Source organism: Polyangium jinanense (genome assembly GCF_028435265.1).
Lineage (GTDB): Bacteria > Myxococcota_A > Polyangia > Polyangiales > Polyangiaceae > Polyangium > Polyangium jinanense.
In genome coordinates this window covers 325,810-344,198 of sequence record NZ_JAGTJK010000003.1, presented here as the reverse complement: position 1 = coordinate 344,198, position 18,389 = coordinate 325,810, and the positions used below count along the sequence as shown (strand labels likewise).

At 68.5% G+C, this 18,389-nt stretch carries 11 protein-coding genes; 9 read left to right on the top strand and 2 right to left on the bottom strand.

The window, feature by feature from the left end; all coding sequences use genetic code 11:
* Positions 1-17: 17 nt before the first annotated feature.
* The 9 genes from KEG38_RS10020 to KEG38_RS09980 all read left to right on the top strand — a co-directional run bounded on the left by KEG38_RS10020 (position 18) and on the right by KEG38_RS09980 (position 14,244).
* On the top strand, positions 18-1,463 hold the full coding sequence (locus KEG38_RS10020; protein ID WP_272418939.1) for a complex I subunit 4 family protein: 1,446 nt from the start codon (positions 18-20) through the stop codon (positions 1,461-1,463).
* Positions 1,464-1,470: 7 nt separating this feature from the next.
* Positions 1,471-5,406 (top strand): putative inorganic carbon transporter subunit DabA, encoded by a 3,936-nt coding sequence (locus KEG38_RS10015; RefSeq protein WP_272418937.1) that lies wholly within the window; start codon positions 1,471-1,473, stop codon positions 5,404-5,406.
* Positions 5,399-7,564 carry a proton-conducting transporter transmembrane domain-containing protein gene (locus KEG38_RS10010; protein ID WP_272418935.1) on the top strand — a complete coding sequence of 722 codons (2,166 nt, stop codon included), beginning with the start codon at positions 5,399-5,401 and terminating at the stop codon, positions 7,562-7,564. Before KEG38_RS10015 ends, KEG38_RS10010 begins: the two co-directional genes overlap by 8 nt.
* Before the next feature lie 2 nt (positions 7,565-7,566).
* Positions 7,567-9,129, top strand: coding sequence for a complex I subunit 4 family protein (locus KEG38_RS10005; protein ID WP_272418934.1), 1,563 nt, complete (start codon positions 7,567-7,569; stop codon positions 9,127-9,129).
* Between the two features lie 23 nt (positions 9,130-9,152).
* On the top strand, positions 9,153-10,679 hold the full coding sequence (locus tag KEG38_RS10000) for a complex I subunit 4 family protein (RefSeq protein WP_272418933.1): 1,527 nt from the start codon (positions 9,153-9,155) through the stop codon (positions 10,677-10,679).
* Positions 10,680-10,870: 191 nt separating this feature from the next.
* On the top strand, positions 10,871-11,473 hold the full coding sequence (locus KEG38_RS09995; RefSeq protein ID WP_272418931.1) for an RNA polymerase sigma factor: 603 nt from the start codon (positions 10,871-10,873) through the stop codon (positions 11,471-11,473).
* Positions 11,470-12,075 (top strand): hypothetical protein, encoded by a 606-nt coding sequence (locus KEG38_RS09990; protein WP_272418929.1) that lies wholly within the window; start codon positions 11,470-11,472, stop codon positions 12,073-12,075. The genes KEG38_RS09995 and KEG38_RS09990 overlap by 4 nt, the downstream gene beginning before the upstream one ends.
* A 177-nt stretch (positions 12,076-12,252) precedes the next feature.
* On the top strand, positions 12,253-13,422 hold the full coding sequence (locus KEG38_RS09985) for a porin (protein WP_272418928.1): 1,170 nt from the start codon (positions 12,253-12,255) through the stop codon (positions 13,420-13,422).
* Positions 13,423-13,545: 123 nt separating this feature from the next.
* Positions 13,546-14,244, top strand: coding sequence for a siderophore-interacting protein (locus KEG38_RS09980; protein WP_272418927.1), 699 nt, complete (start codon positions 13,546-13,548; stop codon positions 14,242-14,244).
* Positions 14,245-14,277: 33 nt separating this feature from the next.
* On the opposite strand, the gene KEG38_RS09975 is transcribed toward KEG38_RS09980, so the two are convergent.
* Together KEG38_RS09975 and KEG38_RS09970 are read right to left on the bottom strand one after the other, a co-directional pair.
* Positions 14,278-17,439: a serine/threonine-protein kinase gene (locus KEG38_RS09975; RefSeq protein WP_272418925.1), complete on the bottom strand. Its 3,162-nt coding sequence runs from the start codon at positions 17,437-17,439 to the stop codon at positions 14,278-14,280.
* Positions 17,440-17,550: 111 nt separating this feature from the next.
* Positions 17,551-18,336: a hypothetical protein gene (locus KEG38_RS09970; RefSeq protein WP_272418924.1), complete on the bottom strand. Its 786-nt coding sequence runs from the start codon at positions 18,334-18,336 to the stop codon at positions 17,551-17,553.
* Positions 18,337-18,389 lie beyond the last annotated feature (53 nt).

Below are 18,389 nucleotides of genomic sequence, written 5' to 3'. Positions count from 1 at the left end.
TTATGCCAAGTCTCCTCTTGACGATTTTCCCGCCCTTGCTCGGCGCGATCTTCGTCATTCTGCTTCCGCCCGGGAAAGCCCGGATGATCAAGGGCGTCGCGCTCTTCCACGCGGCGCTCGCATTCATCGCATCGTGGAGCCTCGTCCCGTCGTTCGACCGGACCACCTCCGCGCTGCAATTCGTCGCGCCATTCCCGTGGTCCCCGGATGCGGACGGCTCCGCCGCGCTCGGCGTCGACGGAATCTCCTTTCCGATGGTGCTCCTGACGACGCTCGTGATGCTCGTCGCGCTCGTCGCCTCGCTCCACGGCACGCACCGGGTGAAGGGATATTTCGCCTGGTTTTTGCTCCTCGAATTCGCGGTCCTCGGCGTCTTCACCTCGCTCTCGTGGTCGCTCTTTTACGTCTTCTGGGAGCTCACCCTCGTCCCTCTGTTTTTCCTGGTCAGCGTGTGGGGCGGGAAAAACCGGTCGGCCGCGAGCATGAGCTTCTTCCTGTACACGCTCGCCGGCTCGGTCCTGATGCTCGTCGCCATCCTCGCGCTGCACCTCTCGGTGCCGAAGCACGGCTTCGGGATGGTCGAGATGCAAAACGCGAGCGCCGGGCTCGGCCGGGCGACGCAGGTCCTCCTCTTCCTCGGCCTCTTCGCGGGCCTCGCGGTGAAGATCCCCGTTTTCCCGCTGCATGGATGGCTCCCGCTCGCGTACGTCGAATCCGAGCCGCCCGTCAGCATGGTCTTTTCGGCCGTGCTCGCGAAGATGGGCGCGTATGGCCTGCTCCGCCTCACGGCGCTCTTGCCTGCCGGCGCGGAGTCCCTCGTGCCGCTCCTCTTCCTGCTCGGCCTCGTCAATATCGTCTACGGCGCGCTCCTCGCGTTTCGCCAGCCCGATCTCAAGACCATGGTGGCCTATGGCTCGATGAGCCACATGGGCTTCGTCTTGATCGGCGTCTCCTCCCTGAACGACGCCGGGCTCACGGGCGCCACGATGCAGATGTGCACGCACGGCGTCTCCAGCGCCGCGCTCTTCCTCCTCGTCGGCGCGCTCGAGCGTCGCACGAAGACCCGCGATTTGCGCCAGTACGGCGGCCTCGCGAGCGTCACGCCGCGGTTTTTCGTGGCGCTGTCCCTCGCGCTCCTCGGATCGATGGGTTTGCCCGGGCTCGCCGGCTTCGTCAGCGAGCTGTCCACGCTCGTCGGCACGTTCCAGCGGTACGAATATTTTGCTGGAATCGCGACCGTCGGCGTCCTCATCACGGCCGGATATTCGATGCGCGCCATTGGCCGCCTCTTCTTCGGCCCCTTGAATCCCCGCTGGAAACACCTCCGGGACCTCGAGCCGCGGGAGCTCCTCGCCGCCGCGCCGCTCGGGGTGCTCATCGTCGCGCTCGGCGTCGCCCCGCGCGCCGCTCTCGACCTCTTCGCCGCCACGGTCTCGCACATGGCGACGCTCTTCCACGGATGAGACTCGTATGCGCGCACTGCCTTCCGCCGTCACGCGCGGCATCTCGGTCGAATCGAGAAAACACCTCGAACACGAGATCCACCACATCGCCCACGTTCTGCCCGGACAGGGGCCGATCGAGACGTTCATCCACCACAATACGCTGCACGGCTTTCAGCACCTGCATTTCGAGGAGGCCGTCCTGGAGGCGCGCCGCGTGCTCGGCGGGCGCGGATATCTGCCGCTCGACGAGTACCGGCGGCTCTACGCGATCGGGCGGATCACCGATGAGGACCTCGAACGAGCGCGCCGCGAGCGAAATGGGGCGACCGAACCCGAGCCTCTGATCTGCATCGGCGATCGGACGATCACCACGCGCGACGTCGAGCGCCTCGCTTTGCTGCACGGCCTCGACCCGCTCGAACCCGGCGAGAACGCCGAGTCGCGCTTCGGGCCCGATTTCTTCTCCGTGCTCCGCCCCGAGCTCTCCAAGGAATCCCGCGAGCGCCTGCTCGCCACGGCGAAACGCGAATTCGAGGCCGCGCTCGCCCGCGTCGGTCGCGATTTCACGGTGGCCGATCTCCTCGCCGATCTCCTCGCCACGCCGGTCCCCGCGGCCGTGCTCGAAGAGGCTTGCCTCGAAGGCCCCACGGACGAGAGCGCCGATCCCGACGCCGTCACGCGCGCCCTCGACGCGCTGGGCATCCCGGAGGAGACGCGGGCCGGATACCTCGACATCGTCCGCGACAAACTCTCCGCGAGCGCCGCGAAAAACCGCCCCGAGCGCTGGCTCGAAGCCGAGGTGCGCAAGGTGCGCCGGGTGCTGCTCGCGCATTTCGGCGTGGAAGGCACGCTCCCCGCGCTCGCCGAGCGCGTGCGACGTGATCCCGAGGGCCTCGCCGTCCTCTCCTTGCTCCGCGCGAGCCTCGCGAGCTTTGGTTTGTCCGACCCGTTCTCGCCGATTCACGCCGAGCACCTCACGCCCGAGGAGCCCGTGGGCGCGCGGATCGAGGCGCTCTTCGAGCGCATCGAGCACCTCGAAGCCTGGGGCGGCCCGGCCATTCCGCTCGACGCCAAGCTCGCCTCACGCATCCGCGATACCGTGCGCGCGCACCTCGAAGAGCGGGACGGCGCGCTTGGTCCGCATGCGGGCGCGGCGACCAGCGAAATCGCGCGCCTCTGCCTCACCGTCGTCCACGACCTCGGCCCGGATCACCTGCGTCGGCGCGGGTTCGAGGCGCTCCGGGCGCTCGAATCCGCGTTCGGCGGGCCGCCGTCGAGCGAGAGCCTGATCGCCGAGCTCACCGCGCGGGATCCGCGCCAGCAGATGATGGAGCACGCGGCGCGCCGATTGGAAGAGCACATCGGCAAGGTCGGCCCCGAGACGTGCCACCGCGATTTGCTCCTCGCGCTCACGGGCGAGGACATCCACGAGAAGATTCACCCGCAGATCATGCGCGTGACCATGGCGTTCCTCGACGAGGGCCTCGCGGCCTGGCACGTCGCAGGCCGCTCGCTCGGCTTTTACGACGCGTTCCGCAAGATGGCCGAGCACGACCGATTCTTCGAGCTCGAAGATTTGCCGGGCGCGCGCGACGCGCTGCGGGAGCTGCCGCCGCTCGCCGTCGACGCGATCCTCCAGAGCCTCGAGCGCCTCGGCGTGCCCGAGCCGCACTGGGGGCCGTATCTCCGCCGCATTTGCGTGGGTTTGCCCGGGCTCGCGGGCATGGTGCACTGGCGCGAGACGCACCCCAACTACCCGGCGCAAAGGGCGCATCCGATCAACCTCATCCAGTTCCTCGCCGTGCGCCTTTTCTACGAGGTGCTCTTCGTGCGGCGCGCGTCGCTCCGCGCTTTCGGGCACGACGGCGACATCGACGCCTTCCGCCATTCCTTCTCGAACCACCTGCCGGAGCTGCTCGTCCGGCACGCGCTTTTCCTCGGCGAGTTGCCCGATTTCCTTGCCGAGCGCGCCCGCGCCCTGTTCGAGGCGCGCTCCGCCTCCGCCGCGGCCGGCGACGCGGGGGTGCTCCTCCGCCTGGCCGACATGGTCTTCGACCTGAAGCAAAGCGCCGAGCACGTGAACGCCGGGCATTCCGCGCGGCACCACGCATTCCGCCTCTTCTTGCTCGCGCAGCACCTCGGCGTCTCCCCGGGCGAGCTCCGCGCGACCTCGCTCGAAGGGGTCACGCGCCTGCTCGCGACGCTCGACGCGTGCGAACCCGACACCATCACGCCGATCTGGCACAACGCCTACGAGATCCATTACCGCGACGCCGTCCTCGAGGCGCTCACCACGAACATCCGCGCGCAGAAGCCGTACGTGGGCCGGCGCGAAGCGCAGATCGTCTTCTGCTTCGACGAGCGCGAGGAATGCATTCGCCGGCACGTCGAGGAGCTCCGGCCCTCGTACCAGACCTTCGGCGCGGCGGGCTTTTTCGGCGTGGCGATCGCGTACGAGGGGCTCGGCGCGCGCGAGGCCGTGCCGCTTTGCCCGATCGTCGCGACGCCCGCGGCAGAGCTCTGCGAGGTCCCGCGCCCCGAGGCGATGCCCGCGTGGGCCTCACGCTCGCTCCGCATGCGCGCGCTCGCGGCGCTCCGCGACGTCATCCGCGAGGTCACCCGGAACCCGGTCTCCTCCTATTTCGTCATCGACATCCTCGGGTTCTTCTCGCTCTTCCCCGTCCTCGGCCGGCTGCTCTTCCCGCGCGCGTTCGATCGCATGTCGCGCCGCGCGAAGGACGCCGCGCTCCCCGCCGTCGAGACCGAGGTGCCGCTCGATCGCGAGCGCGAAAAAGGTTCGGAGCCAAAACAAGGCGAGCTCCAGAAGACCCATTTCACCCTCGCCGAACAGGCGGATCGCGTGGCGTCGCTCCTCCGGATCATCGGCCTCGTCCGCGACTTCGCGCCGCTCGTCATGCTCTCGGGTCACGGCTCCGAGAGCCGCAACAACCCTCACCTCTCCGCGTACGACTGCGGCGCCTGCAGCGGCAAACACGGCGGCCCGAATGCCCGCGTCTTCGCGCGCATGGCGAACAACCCCGAGGTCCGCACGATCCTGCGGGAGCGGGGCATCGACATCCCGGACGACACCTGGTTCCTCGGAACCGAGCACAACACCGCGACGGACGAGATCCTCTATTTCGACCTCGTCGACATCCCGCACGCCTTCCGCCCCGCCGTGGACAAACTCCGCGGCGTGCTCCAGAAGGCCCGGGAACGCTCGGCGCACGAGCGGTGCCGCAAGTTCGAATCGGCCCCGAAAAACCCCACGCCGGCGCGCGCGCTTCGGCACGTGGTCGGCCGCACCGCGGACCTCTCGCAGGCGCGCCCCGAACTCGGCCATGCGACGAACGCGTTCGCCATCATTGGACCTCGAACGATCTCGCAGGGCGTCTTCCTCGACCGCCGATGTTTTTTGATCTCGTACGATCCGTCCATCGACTCCGAGGGCACCATCCTCGAAGGCATCTTGCTCGCCGCCGGCCCCGTCGGCGCGGGCATCAGCCTCGAGTATTACTTCTCCACGGTCGACAACACGACGTACGGCTGCGGGACGAAGGTCCCCCACAACGTCGCGGGCCTCATCGGCGTGATGGAGGGCGCCTCGGGGGATCTCAGGACCGGTTTGCCCCGACAGATGATCGAGATCCACGAGCCCATGCGGCTCCTGATGCTCGTCGTGGCGAAGACCGAGATCCTCGGCAGGATCTACGAAAAGCAGCCGATCGTCCGCGAGCTCGTGGGCAACGCATGGGTCCACCTCGTCGCGATGGATCCGGAGACGGGCGAATGCATGTCGTTCCTGCCTGGAAAGGGCTTCGTCCCCTGGGAGCCGCAGGGCCTCCCGGTGAAGACGGTGAAGAGCTCCGCGGCCTGGTATTCGGGCACGCTCGATTTCCTCCCCCCGGCGTTCATTCGTCCGGACGAACGCCCGGCGCGTTCCCCGGTGGCCCATGCTTGAGCGTTTTGCCATTCTGATTCCGCTGCTGCCGCTCGTCGCGGCGACCCTCATCGGCCTCTTCGCCCTCGGCGGGCGCCCGCTCCCGGAGCGCACGACGAGCCGGCTCGCCCTCGGCGCGGCTTTGCTCTCCTTCCTCGGCGCCGGAGCGCTCCTTTTGCGCTCCACGCTCGGCGCCGCGCCCGCGACGCTCTTCGTCGCGCCCTGGATCGAAAGCGGCTCGTATCGCGCGCCCCTCGAGCTCCTGCTCGATCCGCTCTCGGCGTCGCTCGCGCTGCTCGTCAGCGGGTTCGGCGCGCTCGTCCTCAAGTTTTCGACGAATTACATGCACCGCGAGGCCGGCTTCCCTCGGTTCTTCGCGGTGATGTGTTTTTTCCTCGCCTCCATGTTGCTGCTCGTCCTCGGCGGCAACTTGGTGATGACGTTCGTGGGCTGGGAAGGCGCGGGCCTCGCGTCGTACCTGCTCATCGGATACCATTACCAGCGCAAGGCGCCGGCGCGGGCCGCAACGTACGGGTTCGTGACGAACCGCATCGGCGACGCGGCCTTCCTCTGCGCGATCTTCATCGCCTGGCACGAGCTCGGCACGGTCCGCTATTCGTCGCTCTTCCACGTCGCGGAAACCGCGAACCACGGGGCGCTCTCGGCTCTCGGGTTCTGCCTGCTCGTCGCGGCGGCCGCGAAATCCGCGCAGCTCCCATTTTCGCCATGGATCTCGCGCGCCATGGAGGGCCCGACGCCTTCGAGCGCGCTCTTTTACGGTTCCGTCATGGTCACGGCGGGCCTCTTCCTCGTCCTGCGCATGACCCCCGTGCTCGTGCACGCGCCCGACGTGCTGCGCGCGATGGCTGCGATGGGCGCCGCAACCGCGCTGTATGGCGGCCTCGTGAGCCTCGTGCAGACGGACGCGAAAAGCGGGCTCATCTTCTCCACGGTGAGCCAGCTCGGGCTCATGTTCCTCGCGGTCGGCCTCGGGGCCCGCGGCATTGCGCTGTTTCACCTCTTCGCGCACGCGCTCCTCCGTGGCGCGCAATTCCTCACGGCGCCGAGCACCCTGCTCCTCGTCACGCGCGACGAGCCATCCCGTGAAGAGCGCCCCGTCGCGGGCGAGGTCGAGCCGGCCTTTTGGCTCTTGCTCGCGGGCCTGCTCGGCGTGCTCGCATTGCCCTTCCTCACGGAAATCTGGGCCGGCCCGGACGCACCGCTCTCTCCCGGCGCATTCCTTTCCGCGGCAGGCGCTGGAATGGCGCTCTTCTGCGGCGGCCATTATCTCCTCCGGTTCGCGCAGCGTGGCCTCGCGAATGCCGGCAAGGGCGCCGAGTGGAAGACCGTCTCCTCGTTCGTCGAATTCGGCCCGGCGTGGATCGCCCCCGCGGTCGTCGGCGCCGTCAGCCTCTCGCTCGGCCTCGCGCCCGGCGGACGGCCGCATGGCCTCTTCCACCTCGTCCTCGATCCTTTGCTGAAGCGTGGTGGTCTCGGCCGCGCCGCGCATCCGTTCTGGGCCTTCGGCCTCATGCTCCTGCTCGGGTGCCTGCTCGTCGCGGGCTGGGCGACGGCGCTTTATTTCCACCGCGCCGCGCCCGAGCGGCCGGGCATTCTGCCGACGCGCCTGCGTGGCCTCTACGTCACGGCGCTCGCGCGATTCTGGCTCGAACCTCTTTACGAGCGCCTCCTCCTCGCGCCCATTCTCCGCCTCGGCCGCGCGCTCGACCGCCTCGACGCCTCGCTCCTCGACCGCGCCTTTGGCCGCCCGCTCTCGCCCGAGGACGCGCCCGCGCCGCTCGCGACGTTCCAGGAAAAGGTCCTCGCCGGTGAAATCGACGACGCCGATCCTTTCGCGGCCGTACGCGCGGCCCTCGAACGCCAAACCACGGGCGGCGCCGCGATCACCCACGGCGAAGAGCCACCCCCGGCGCCCAGCGCCGATGACGATTTCGCGCGGGGCCGCGGGATCGCGGGCCGGCTCCTTCAATACGCGGCGACACTCGCGCACCTCGTCGAAAAACACATCGTGCGGCGCGCGATCGGCCGCGGCATTCCGATCACCGGCGACCTCATCGGACGCACCCTCGATCACGTCGAGGCGCTGCTCGAAAGGCCGGTCGTCGTCGGGGCGCTCGTCGTCCTCTCCCTGTTCGTCGTCGTCCTCTGGGCCGTTTGACCATGAACGAGATTCCCTACTCCTCGGCCTTGCCCTTCCCGGTCCTCGGCGCGCTCATCCTCGTGCCGCTCCTCGCCGCGGCGTTCGTCCGTTCCCTGAAACACGCGCGCCACATCTATGCCATTGGCCTCGGCGGCGCCGCGCTCGAGCTCGTCCTCGCCGTCATGGTCGTGGCCCGATTCGAGCGGCACACCTCCGCGCTCCAGCTCGTCGAGCGTGTCCCGCTCTTCGGCAACTTCGCCTATCACGTCGGCGTCGACGGCATCAGCGTCCTCTTTCTGCCGCTGACGGCGCTGCTCGCGCTGCTCGTCATCCTCCACGCGCAGGTTGCATCCAAAGAGCGGCCCGGCCATTACCTCGCCGCCATCTTTTGCCTCCAGTCGACGCTCATGGGCGCGTTCGTCGCGCTCGATCTCCTGCTCTTCTGGGCGTTCGCCGCGCTCGAGCTCGTGCCCGGCACGCTGCTCGTGCGGAGCTGGGGCACGGGGCCGGGGAGGCACGCGGCGGCGCGTCGGTATGCGGCGCTCAATGCGATGGGCGTCCTGCTCGTCCTCGCGGGCGCGCTCGTCCTCGGCCGCGTCACCGGTGGTCGATTCTCCTTCGACGCGCTGCTCGACATGCCCGCGCCGGCACGTGCGCAATCCCTCGCGTTCTGGCTCTTCGTCCTCGGCTTCGCCATCCGGATCCCGCTCTTTCCTTTCCACGGATGGCTTCCGCCCGTCATGGCCGAGGGCCCGGTCGTGGGCGTGAGCGTCTTCCTCGTCGGCGCCAAGCTCGGCGTGTACGGCCTTCTGCGATTCGTGGTCCCGCTCCTCCCCGTCGCCGCGCATCGACACGGTTCCATTCTGGCGATCCTCGGCGTCGTCGGGATGCTCTACGGCGCCCTCCTCGCGCTCGTCCAGACAAACCTACGGCGCCTCGTCGCATTCGCCTGCCTCGCGCACACGGGCGCCGTGCTCGTGGGGCTCTCGGCGCTCAACGTGGAAGGACTCTCGGGCGCGCTGCTCGTCACGCTGAACGTCGGCCTGAGCGCGGCCGGGCTTTATTTCGTCGCGGGCTTCTTGCACCGCCGCCTCGGCTCGACCGAGATCGAGCGCGCCGCGCGGCTTTCGCATCGCGCGCCTCTGCTCTCGTTCACGTTCCTGCTCGTTGGCCTCTCGACGATCGGAATGCCGGGGACGAGCGGCTTCGAGGCCGAGCACCTCGTCGTCGTGGGCGCGCTCGGCGCGCGGCACGGCATCATGGCCATCGCGGTCGGCCTCGGCAGCTTGCTCGGGGCCGCCTATTTGCTGCGTTATTTCCAGCGCGCCTTCCTCGCCCCCGCCGCGTCCCCGCCTGGCTCTCCCGCGGCCGAGGCGAAATCGACGCGCGGCAAGAGCGTGCGTGACCTGAGCGCGCGTGAGCTCGTCATTGCCGGCGCGGTCGGCGCGATCATCGTGGGCCTCGGGCTCTTTTCTCACCCCTTGCTCGAGGTCGTGGACGGCTCGGTCCGCGCCATGTCCACGCGGCTCGAGCACGCCAAACCGCATTCGTCCCTCGTGATGCACGGGGAGGGCGCCCCGTAAGGGCGCTCGGGAGGCGTTTCGTCGTGCAAATTCGCGAGATCTTCGCCGCAGATCAGGTCGGTTTTCCCGTCCTCTCCACGCTGATCTTCCTCCCCCTCGCCTGGGCGATCCTCGTCCTCGCGATCGGCGACGAAAGACGCGCGCGGTGGACGGCGCTCACCGGCGCCGTGATCGAGCTTTTCCTCTCGCTCTTCGTGCTCGCGCGGTTTTCGCCCGGCACGCCCGACGTGCAATTCGCCGAGCGGCGCCCGTGGATGCCCACGCTCGGCGCGAGTTATCACCTCGGCGTCGATGGCATGAGCGTCCTCTTTTTGCCCGTCGCCTCGATGCTCACGGTGCTCGTGCTCGTCGCCTCCTGGCACGACGTGAAGACGCGCGCCCGCGGCTTCTGCGCGTCTCTCCTCGCGCTCTCCGCGATCGTCGTGGGCATCTACGCGTCGCTCGACCTCGTCCTCTTTTTCGTGTTCTGGGAGGCGTCGCTCGTCCCCATTTATTTCCTCGTGAGCCTCTGGGGCGTGGGCCCCGAGCGCCGGTATGCGGCGATGAAGTTCGTGCTCACGATGCTCGCCGCCTCGGGGCCGCTCCTCCTCGGCATCATCCTGCTCGCGGTCGGGGGCCGGCAAAACCCGGCCGATCCGTACACCTTCGACTGGCTCGTCCTCCGCGCGCGGCCGGTCCCGGCGGCGATTGGCCCGATCGTGTTCTTCACGATGCTCACCGGCTTCGCCGTCAAGGGCCCCTTCGTCCCGCTCCACACCTGGATGCCCACGATGCTACGCGAGTGCCCCGTGGGGATTGGCGTCCTTTTGACCGGGCTCAAGCTCGGCAGTTATGGGGTGCTCCGCTTCCTCGTGCCGCTGCTCCCCGAGGCCACGGCGCGTTATGCGTGGCTCCTCGGCGCCATCGGCGTCACGGGCGTCGTGTACGGCGCGCTCGTCGCGCTCGTCCAGCCAAACCTGCGGCGCATGCTCTCGTTCTCGTGCCTGAGCCACGTGGGTATCGTCCTCGTCGGCATCTCGTCGGGCAAAGCGGAGGGCCTCTCCGGCGCGGTGCTCGCGATGCTCAACCTGGGTTTGTCCGCGACGGGTCTGTTTTTCCTGACCGGCTTTTTGCAGAGCCGCGTGGGCTCGTCCGAGGTCTCGGCGCTCGGCGGCGTCGCCCAGAAAGCGCCACGCGCGGCCGTGATGTTCTTGCTCTTGAGCCTCGCAGGCATCGGCGTCCCCGGCACGAGCGGCTTCCCCGGCGAGCACCTCGTCCTGCTCTCGGCCTACGAAACGAGCCTTCCGCTGCTCGGGTTCGCGCTCCTCGGCACGATCCTCGGCGCGGCCTACGTCCTCCGGGTCTTCGAGCAGGTCTTCCTCGGCCCCGTGACGCGCCCGCGCGTCGCCTCGATGAAGGACCTCCGGCCCCTCGAATGGGGCGTCGTCGGGTGCCTCGCCATTCTCGTGCTCGTGGTCGGCCTGTATCCGCGGCCTTTGCTCGCGATCGTGGGCCCGAGCGCCGAGGCCCTCGCGCGCCCGGCGACCTCGGCCGTCGCCGCCCACCCGTGATCACGCGCCCCGTCGCGCCCGCCCGGGAACCCGGGCCGAGCTCGTTCCGTCCCACTCCGGACATGCGCGCCACCTCCGAATCACCGGCGTTCTCCGCGGAAGGACCCATCTTCCGCTTTCCGGGGGTGGCCCCGCGTCTCGACTACGCTAGAGTGGCCCCGTCGTCGTCGCCCATGCTCGACGGGTTCTCCATGGCCGCTCCGCAATCCACGTCCCTCGCGGAAGGCCGCGCGCAGTTCGAGGCGGCGGTTCGCCCGGTCCTGCCACGGCTCTATCGATTCTGCCTCGCTCTCTCGGGCGACAGCGACCGCGCCGACGATCTCTTTCAGAACACGCTCATCAAGGCTTACGCGAACGCAGCCTCGTTCGAGGGCCGGAGCGACCTCGTGGTCTGGATTTGCGGGATTGCCCGGCACGAGCACCTGGAGGCGCGGCGGACCGAGGCGCGGCGGCGCGGGCTCTTCGAGCAATTCGTCGATGCTTGCGCGTCGGCGTTCGGGTTCGGCGCGGAGGACGAGCGAAAAAGCCCCGAGGCGATGGTGATCCAGAACGAGCACGCGGGGCAGCTCCTCGCGTGCTTGCAGACGTTGCCCGAGGAGTTCCGCACGGTGGTGGTCCTCTGCGACATCGAGGAGCTCGGATACGATCGCGTGGCCGAGATCCTCGGCGTCCCCAAGGGGACCGTAAAAAGCCGACATGCCCGCGGGCGCGCGCGTCTGCGCGTGGCCTATGAAAAGCTCGTGGCGGCGAAGCCCGAAACGCCGGCGAGGGAGGAGGAGGAGGAATCGACATGAACTCGAAAGACCTGCCCCCGCTCCCCGAGAAGCTCGAGGAGGAGATCCGCGCCCTCCGCCAGGTCAAGCCTCCGCAATCGCTCGTCGAGCGCACGTTCTCGGGTCTGCCCGAGCGCTCGACCTCCGAGCGTCGCACGACGAATGCCCCGGCCAAACCCCGCCCGAGCGGTGGCTCGGCCTTCGTGCGCCTCGTGCCCGCGATGGCCCTCGCGGCGGCGCTCGTGTATGGCGTCTGGGGACACGTGCGCTCGAAGGGCAACGAGGTCGTGCTCGTCGAGGAGCGCGCGGTCGCCTTGCCAGAGGCGGGGCATGCCTGGACCGAGCTCCACCTGCAGACGCAACACCACGACGATCAGCCGGCGCTCGTGAGCCTCGAAGTGCCCACGCACGTGCGCGTGCAGCTCCCGTCGGAGAGCGAAGCGAAACTCGAACGGCATTGTGTCGAGGCGCGCTGTGTGCACAAGTTCACGCATCACAATGGGAGAGGCGTGCCTTTGCGGGTCGCCGTCACGCACCCGGGCCGCTACGAGATTCACGTCCGGCACGAATCGAAGAAGGCCGCGCTCCGCGAGCAGTTCGTGCTGACGGCCAGCCGCGATTGAAATACTGCGGCGGCGGGGAACACCCCGGCGCCGCATTGATTGAAAGATAACCATCCGGGCCCCGGGGTGCCGCGCCCTTTTGCGCGCCGCCTCCGGCTCGTCCTGCCGCGCCAACCCGGGTTTGGCGGCGCGCTCGTTCGTCCTGGTACGTCCGCGCTGCGGACCGCTGGAGGTATCGTGTCTCATCGCATTCGCGCGCTCGCGAGCGGCCTCGCGTCGCTCGCCATGGCCTCTTTTTTCGCGCTCCCCGCCGCCCGCGCCGACGCGCCCGCGAAGAGCGACAAGTTCGAATTCCACGCCTCGCTCGCGGACGGGCTCGGATTCCGCACCGAGCAGGACAAATTCGTCCTCGACGCGGGCGTGCTCAGCCAGACGCGCTTCGATCTCATCTCGAACAGCGACGGGCTCTCGAGTGATGGATTCAACGTGGCCGTCGTACGCCCGTACATCCGGGCCCGCGCATTCCACGATCAGGTCCGCTTCTTCGTGCAACCCGAGTTCGCCACGGCCACGCCGAAGCTGCTCGACCTCGAAATCGCCTGGCAGCCGATGCCGGAGCTCGGCATCAAGGTGGGCCAGTTCTTGACGCCGTTCAGCCGGGCGTTCTTCACGCCGGTGCCGATCCTCCAGTTCCCCGATTTCTCGCGCGTGAACGAGAAATTCAGAGCGGGACGCGACACCGGCATGATGCTCTTCGGCTCGACCGGCAAGGGGCGTCTCGAGTATTACGCGGGCGCATTCAATGGAAACGGCATCGACAAGGGCGGCAACGACGACACGTCCGTGATGGCCATCGGCCGCCTCGCGGTGAGCCCGGTGCGGGCCATGCCGTACGACGAGACGCCTTCTTTGCGTGGCGCCGTTCCTTTCGGGATCTCCATCGGCGTCAATGGCATTGCCGATCGCGCGCACCCGACGAAGCAGCAGACGGACCCCGCGACGGGCCAGCAAACGACCGTGGCCTTGCCAGCCGAGACGCGCCTCACCGCGGGCGCGGACGTGTTCATCGCCTGGGATCGGTTCACGTTCCTCGGCGAGGCGTATGCAAGGCAGGTGCAGCCCGACGAGGGCAAACGAATCCAGGGATTCGGGGGATATGCGCAGGCGGGGTATTTCGTGGTGCCGAAGCGCTTCGAGATCGCGGCGCGCGCGGGCGTGATGGATCCGGACACGTCGAAGCCGGACACCGAGCGCAGCGTCGAGGGGCTGCTCAATGGGTACGTCGTCGGCAACCACCTCAAGATGGGCTTGCGTTACATGTGGCTACGCACCGACGCGAAGACGGCCGACGGGTACGCGGCCGGTACGAACCACAAGCTGACCTTCCAGATGCAGCTCTGGATCTAGGGGGAGATGGAGTCCGGGACCTGTGGCTGTGCCCCCCAGCACGATCTCGACCGTAATTGAAAACGATTTTCATTGTCATGTTCATCAACGGCGGGTAGAGTTCGGCCTCAGAGGGTGCCGACCATGCCCGAGATGCCTGCTTTTCTTGCCAATGTCCTGGAGCCTCGCTTCGGCCGCCGCGCCGAGGTGACGGGAGTAGCGGACCTCGCGCCGAAGCTCCGCAAGGTGCGCTTCGAGGGGGAGGCGCTCCGAGGCGTCACCTTCAAAGCCGGCCATGAGGTGGAGTTCCGCGTGAGTGATCGGGCGTTCCGGCATTACACGCCCTCCGCATTCGACGCGCGCGCGGGCGCCATGGAGGTGGTGTTTTTCCTGCACGGGCAAGGCCCAGGCTCGCACTGGGCCGCGAATCTGCGCCGCGGGCAAACCACGAACGTGCTCGGGCCGGGCGGGAATTTCGTGTTGCGGGACGCTTCCAAGCACGTGCTGCTCGGCGACGAGACCGCGCTCGGGCTCTTCGCGTGCTTCGCGCGCGCAGCGCCGGGGCAATGCATCGGCGCGGTCGAGGTGGCTCGCGGAGGAGGCGGCTGGCCCGAGCTTCTGGGTCTCGATCTCTCCGCCGCGGAGAGGACGGGGGAACGCGGCGACGCGCTCTTGCAATGGCTCGAGGCGAACGAGCCCGCGCAGAGCGCGGACGTCTGCTTTTACCTCGCGGGGCATACAGGCTCGCTCGTCCGGATACGCGAGTGGCTGCTGCAACGAGGTTTTTCGCGTCGGAGCATTCGAACGAAGGCTTACTGGGCGGACGGGAAGCGGGGGCTGTAGACGCGGGGTCCGCGGCTTGCGCCACAAGAGGGATCAGGGGGCGCGGCGAAGGTCGGCCCGCCGATCCATGAAGCGGCGCGGCAAGAGGGGGTTCGTCGCGATCGCCTTGTCGAGCCATTCCACGGCGAGCCGCGTGTCTTCGGCGCGGGCGCGCTGGGCGAGGAGGACCCCCTTGGCGGCCATGGCGAGGGCCCATTTCGGGTTGTGCCGGAGCGCCTCGTCGGCGGCGGCAAGGCCCTCCGCGAGGCGTTTTTCACGCGACGCATCGTCCACGGTACGGCTTTCGGCGCGGAGCGCGAGGAGCTCGGCGAGCGCGGCGTGGAGCGGGGCGTGGCGGGTATTGATGCGCAATCCCTCGCGGAGGACACGCTCGGCCTCGTCGAGCAAAACCGAGGCGTCCTCGCCGCGAAGCGCCGCGCGCCGGGCCATGGCCATCGTGAGCAGGCCGAGCTCGAGGCGAATGGCGGGTTCCCGCGCGTCGAGCTGCGCGGCGCGGCGGAGCTCGGCGCGGGCATCGTCGAGAGCTTTTTGCGGATCGGCGTTCGTGCGGAGGAGGTAGAGCGCGCGCACGTGCTTCGCAGCGCCCATGCCGAAATGGGTGTCGGCCTCGTCCCTGTTGAGATCGAGCGAGGCCTGAAAGCTCGCCTCGACACGATCGAGCGTCGCGATGGGATCCGCGCCTGTCGCCTCCTCGTATTGCGCGGCGACGAGCTCGGCCCAGCCGCGGTTGTTCAGCATGGGGAGCCATTTCGGGTTGATCTCCGCGCCGCGCGCGCAAGCCTCGACGGCGCGCTCCACGGACGGGCGCGGATCCTGGCCGATCGAGAGCTCGTAGCTCGCGCGGATGGAAAGCACGAATGCCGTGTTGGAATAGGACCCGATGTACGTCGAATCCTCCTTCGCGGCGCGCAGGAATCTCTCCACGGCACGATCGATGGAAGGCCTCGGATCGATGCCTCGGTCCCTCTCGTGGTCGGCCCTCACGAGCAACGCGAAACCGGCGTCGTTCCATGCCCACACGAGCGTCGGCTCGATACGCGTCGCCTCGTCGAAGCTCTTCATGGCGCGCTCGAGGGAAGGAATGGGATCGAGCCCGATCTTGCGCTCGTGCTGCGCGATGTACGTATAGGCATTGCCCACGCCGTCGTCGGAGATCGCGTCCTCGGGCGAGAGCCGCTTCGCGGAGAGCCAGATGTCGATCCCAGACTCCAGCGTGGGGCGCGGATCTTCCCCGCGGCGAAGCTCGGTATTGCCGACGTGGAAATGAGCGCGCCCCTTCTTCCGGAGCGCGCTGACGCTCCTCGGATTCGACGCGAGTGCCGCATCGCAGGCCGCCAGCGCTGCCTCGAACGAGGCGCGGTGCGAGCGCCCCTCCCAGATGTCGAGGAGGAGCCATTGGTTCCACGCTTCGGCGAGCGCCTCGTGGACGACCGCGTCGCTGCGGGCCATGGCCGACGCCGCCTGATATGCATCGATCGCCATGGCAAACAGGCGACGCCCGTCCTCCTGGCGTCCGCTCTCGCTCGCCGTGATGCCGGCCTCGAATCGCGCGTCCCCTTCGAGCTTCTTCGCCTCGTAAAGCCAGGGCGACTCTTCCGCCGCGAGCCGCGCCTGCGCCGCGGCGTCGTCATAACGCTTCTCGTAAAGCGCGACGAGCCCCTCGATGTAGGCCCTCGATTCGACCTCGGTCCCGCCGCTCTCGCGGAGATGTCGCAACGCGGGATCGCGGAAGCTCGCCTCGGCCCTCCGGATCGCAGCCTCACGCGCCGCCCCGTCCTCGATGCGACGCGCGCCGTCGAGCTCCTCCTGATAACGCCCGCCGAGCGCAAGCCCGAGCGCATAATGCACCTCAGGCTTCGTGTATCCGGCGCCGAACGCCCGTTCGAGTTGCTTTCGCGCCGTCTCGTACTCGTGCAGCGCGAGGTGCCCGCGGCCGAGCGCGTAATGGCCCGGGCCCTCGCCGACGCGCCCGGCCGCCGCCATCCTGCGCTCGATTTCGGCGAGCCGCGCCCGCACGACGCGGTGCTCGCGCTCGATGTCGTGCGCGGGAAAACCATATGCGCTCCGAAGAAAGAGCTCGACGTACTTCACGTCTTCGCCGAGCTCCCGCGCGAGCCTCGCCCGCTCCGACGCATGCCGCGCGGCGTTCACCCACATGCCCCCGAGGACGAGCGCGACCGAGAGGCCAATGCCCGCGACGAGGACCACGGCCCGGTTTTTCCGGGCCTTCGCCCAGAGGACATACGTGACGGAGGCCCGCTTCGCCTGGATCGGCTCGCCGTCGAGGAAACGCTGCAAATCGTCCCCGAGCGCCCGCGCGGATTCGTACCGGCGCGAAGGATCCCGCTGCAGGCACGTCATCACGATCGTCTCGAGCTCGGTCGGCACGCCCCGCCGGATGCTCCCGAGCCCCGGCGCGTCCTCGAGGATCACCTTCGTCAGAATCGACATCGCGTTTGCTCCGACAAACGGTGTCCGACCCGCGATGAGCTCGTAAAGCGTGGCGCCCAGGCTGTAGACGTCCGTGCGCCGATCGAGCAGCGTCGTGTTTCCCTCGGCCTGCTCGGGGGACATGTAGGACGGCGTGCCCACGATGGCGTTGTTGAGCGTCTCCCCGCTGCTGCTCGACACCTCGCGGGCGAGGCCGAAATCGACGACGTAGGGCTTGAACGAACCGTCCTCGGCCGTCGTCACCATGATGTTGCCGGGCTTGACGTCGCGATGGGCGAGGCCGAGCCGATGCGCCTCGTGCAACGCCGCGGCGACCTCGCGAATGACCTTCACCTTCTGCTCGAGCGTCATCTCGGGGTGCGCGCGATCGAGGGGCACGCCGTCGATGAGCTCCATCGCGATGTACGGCTCGCCGTCGGCCTCGCCGACCTCGTACACGCGACAAACGTTGTCGTGCTGCACGCGCGCCTGCGCCCGCGCCTCCGCCAGAAAACGCCGCGTGTCGTCGGGGTCGTCACTCTTCAGGAGCTTCAGCGCGACCGCGCGGCCGAGGCGCGGATCCCAGCCGCGGAACACGGTGCCCATCGCGCCTTCGCCGATGAGGCGGAGCTCCTCGTATCGCTCCCGCAGCGCAGCGGGTGGGACGCGGTCCTCGCCGCTACCGCCGGCGCCGAGACGCGTGTGGCTCTTCGCCGCACGCGCGTCGAGCGTGTCCGCCATCTCGTCGCTGCGCGCGCCATTCATGCTTCGAAAAAAGTTACCACGGCCGCTCGCACGGCTGCCATGCACGTTGGCGGAGTCATTGCGTAAGCGAACGCCCGTCTCTGGTCGGGCGTTCGCCGCGGGAGAATGGAATCACTGCCGATAAACGGTGATCACGTTATCGAACCCACCGCACGACTTCCAGCCGGCCGACGGGTCGGCGCCATCGACCGCGACGCAGTTGTCCGCGCAGGTTCCGTCTCCGGAAAATGGATTCGTGTATTGCTTCTGCCCGGACGAACCGATGCGACCCGCGACCGGCGACGTCAGGGCGCCTGCGCTGTTGCAATAATGGAACTCCGGCGGGTCCTTGAAGATGTTGCCGAAGAACGCGCCCTCCTGCGTCGGATACGTCGGGCTCGTGTCCGGGCCGATGGTGGGGAACTCGGCCGCGTTTGCGACGAGGAAGATGGGGACGTGCGTGCCGGTCGTGTTGAGGTGTGCGCCGAGGCACGCGGTCATCCGCTCCTGGCAATCCGCGTCACAAGCGTCGTTCTCCCACTCCGGGGCGACGCCGAGCAGGCCTTCGAAGGTGTGGCTCGTGAGTGTCTCGTCGTTCTTCATGATCGTGCGGCCCGCCGGGAGCGCGCACTTGACGATGTACTCGACGGTGTTGCGGCCCTGCGCCGACGCCATCAACCCGACGCCATTCTGCAGGCCGTTGCTCGTCCCAAGGCCGTTGCTCGTCCCGAGGCCATTGCTCGTCCCGAGGCCGTTGCTCGTCCCGAGGCCATTCACGACCGCGAAGCCATTCGTGCTGCCGACCGCCTGCTCCGCCGCGGCGACATCGGCTTCGTCCCGGTCATCGCCCTCGTCACCGCCGCACCCAGTCCCCGCCACGAGGATCGCTGCATACCATGCAATATGACCCAGCTTCATAAGCTTCTCCGGCGTTAGGGAGCAAAGAGCGCCACCATGTTTCAGGATAGCGA

Bases quoted from the DNA above. Each gene is read 5' to 3' on its own strand.
- KEG38_RS09975 (WP_272418925.1), bottom strand. From the start codon at position 17,439: ATGAATGGCGCGCGCAGCGACGAGATGGCGGACACGCTCGACGCGCGT.
- KEG38_RS09990 (WP_272418929.1), top strand. From the start codon at position 11,470: ATGAACTCGAAAGACCTGCCCCCGCTCCCCGAGAAGCTCGAGGAGGAG.
- KEG38_RS10015 (WP_272418937.1), top strand. From the start codon at position 1,471: ATGCGCGCACTGCCTTCCGCCGTCACGCGCGGCATCTCGGTCGAATCG.
- KEG38_RS09995 (WP_272418931.1), top strand. From the start codon at position 10,871: ATGGCCGCTCCGCAATCCACGTCCCTCGCGGAAGGCCGCGCGCAGTTC.
- KEG38_RS10005 (WP_272418934.1), top strand. From the start codon at position 7,567: ATGAACGAGATTCCCTACTCCTCGGCCTTGCCCTTCCCGGTCCTCGGC.
- KEG38_RS10010 (WP_272418935.1), top strand. From the start codon at position 5,399: ATGCTTGAGCGTTTTGCCATTCTGATTCCGCTGCTGCCGCTCGTCGCG.
- KEG38_RS09970 (WP_272418924.1), bottom strand. From the start codon at position 18,336: ATGAAGCTGGGTCATATTGCATGGTATGCAGCGATCCTCGTGGCGGGG.
- KEG38_RS09980 (WP_272418927.1), top strand. From the start codon at position 13,546: ATGCCCGAGATGCCTGCTTTTCTTGCCAATGTCCTGGAGCCTCGCTTC.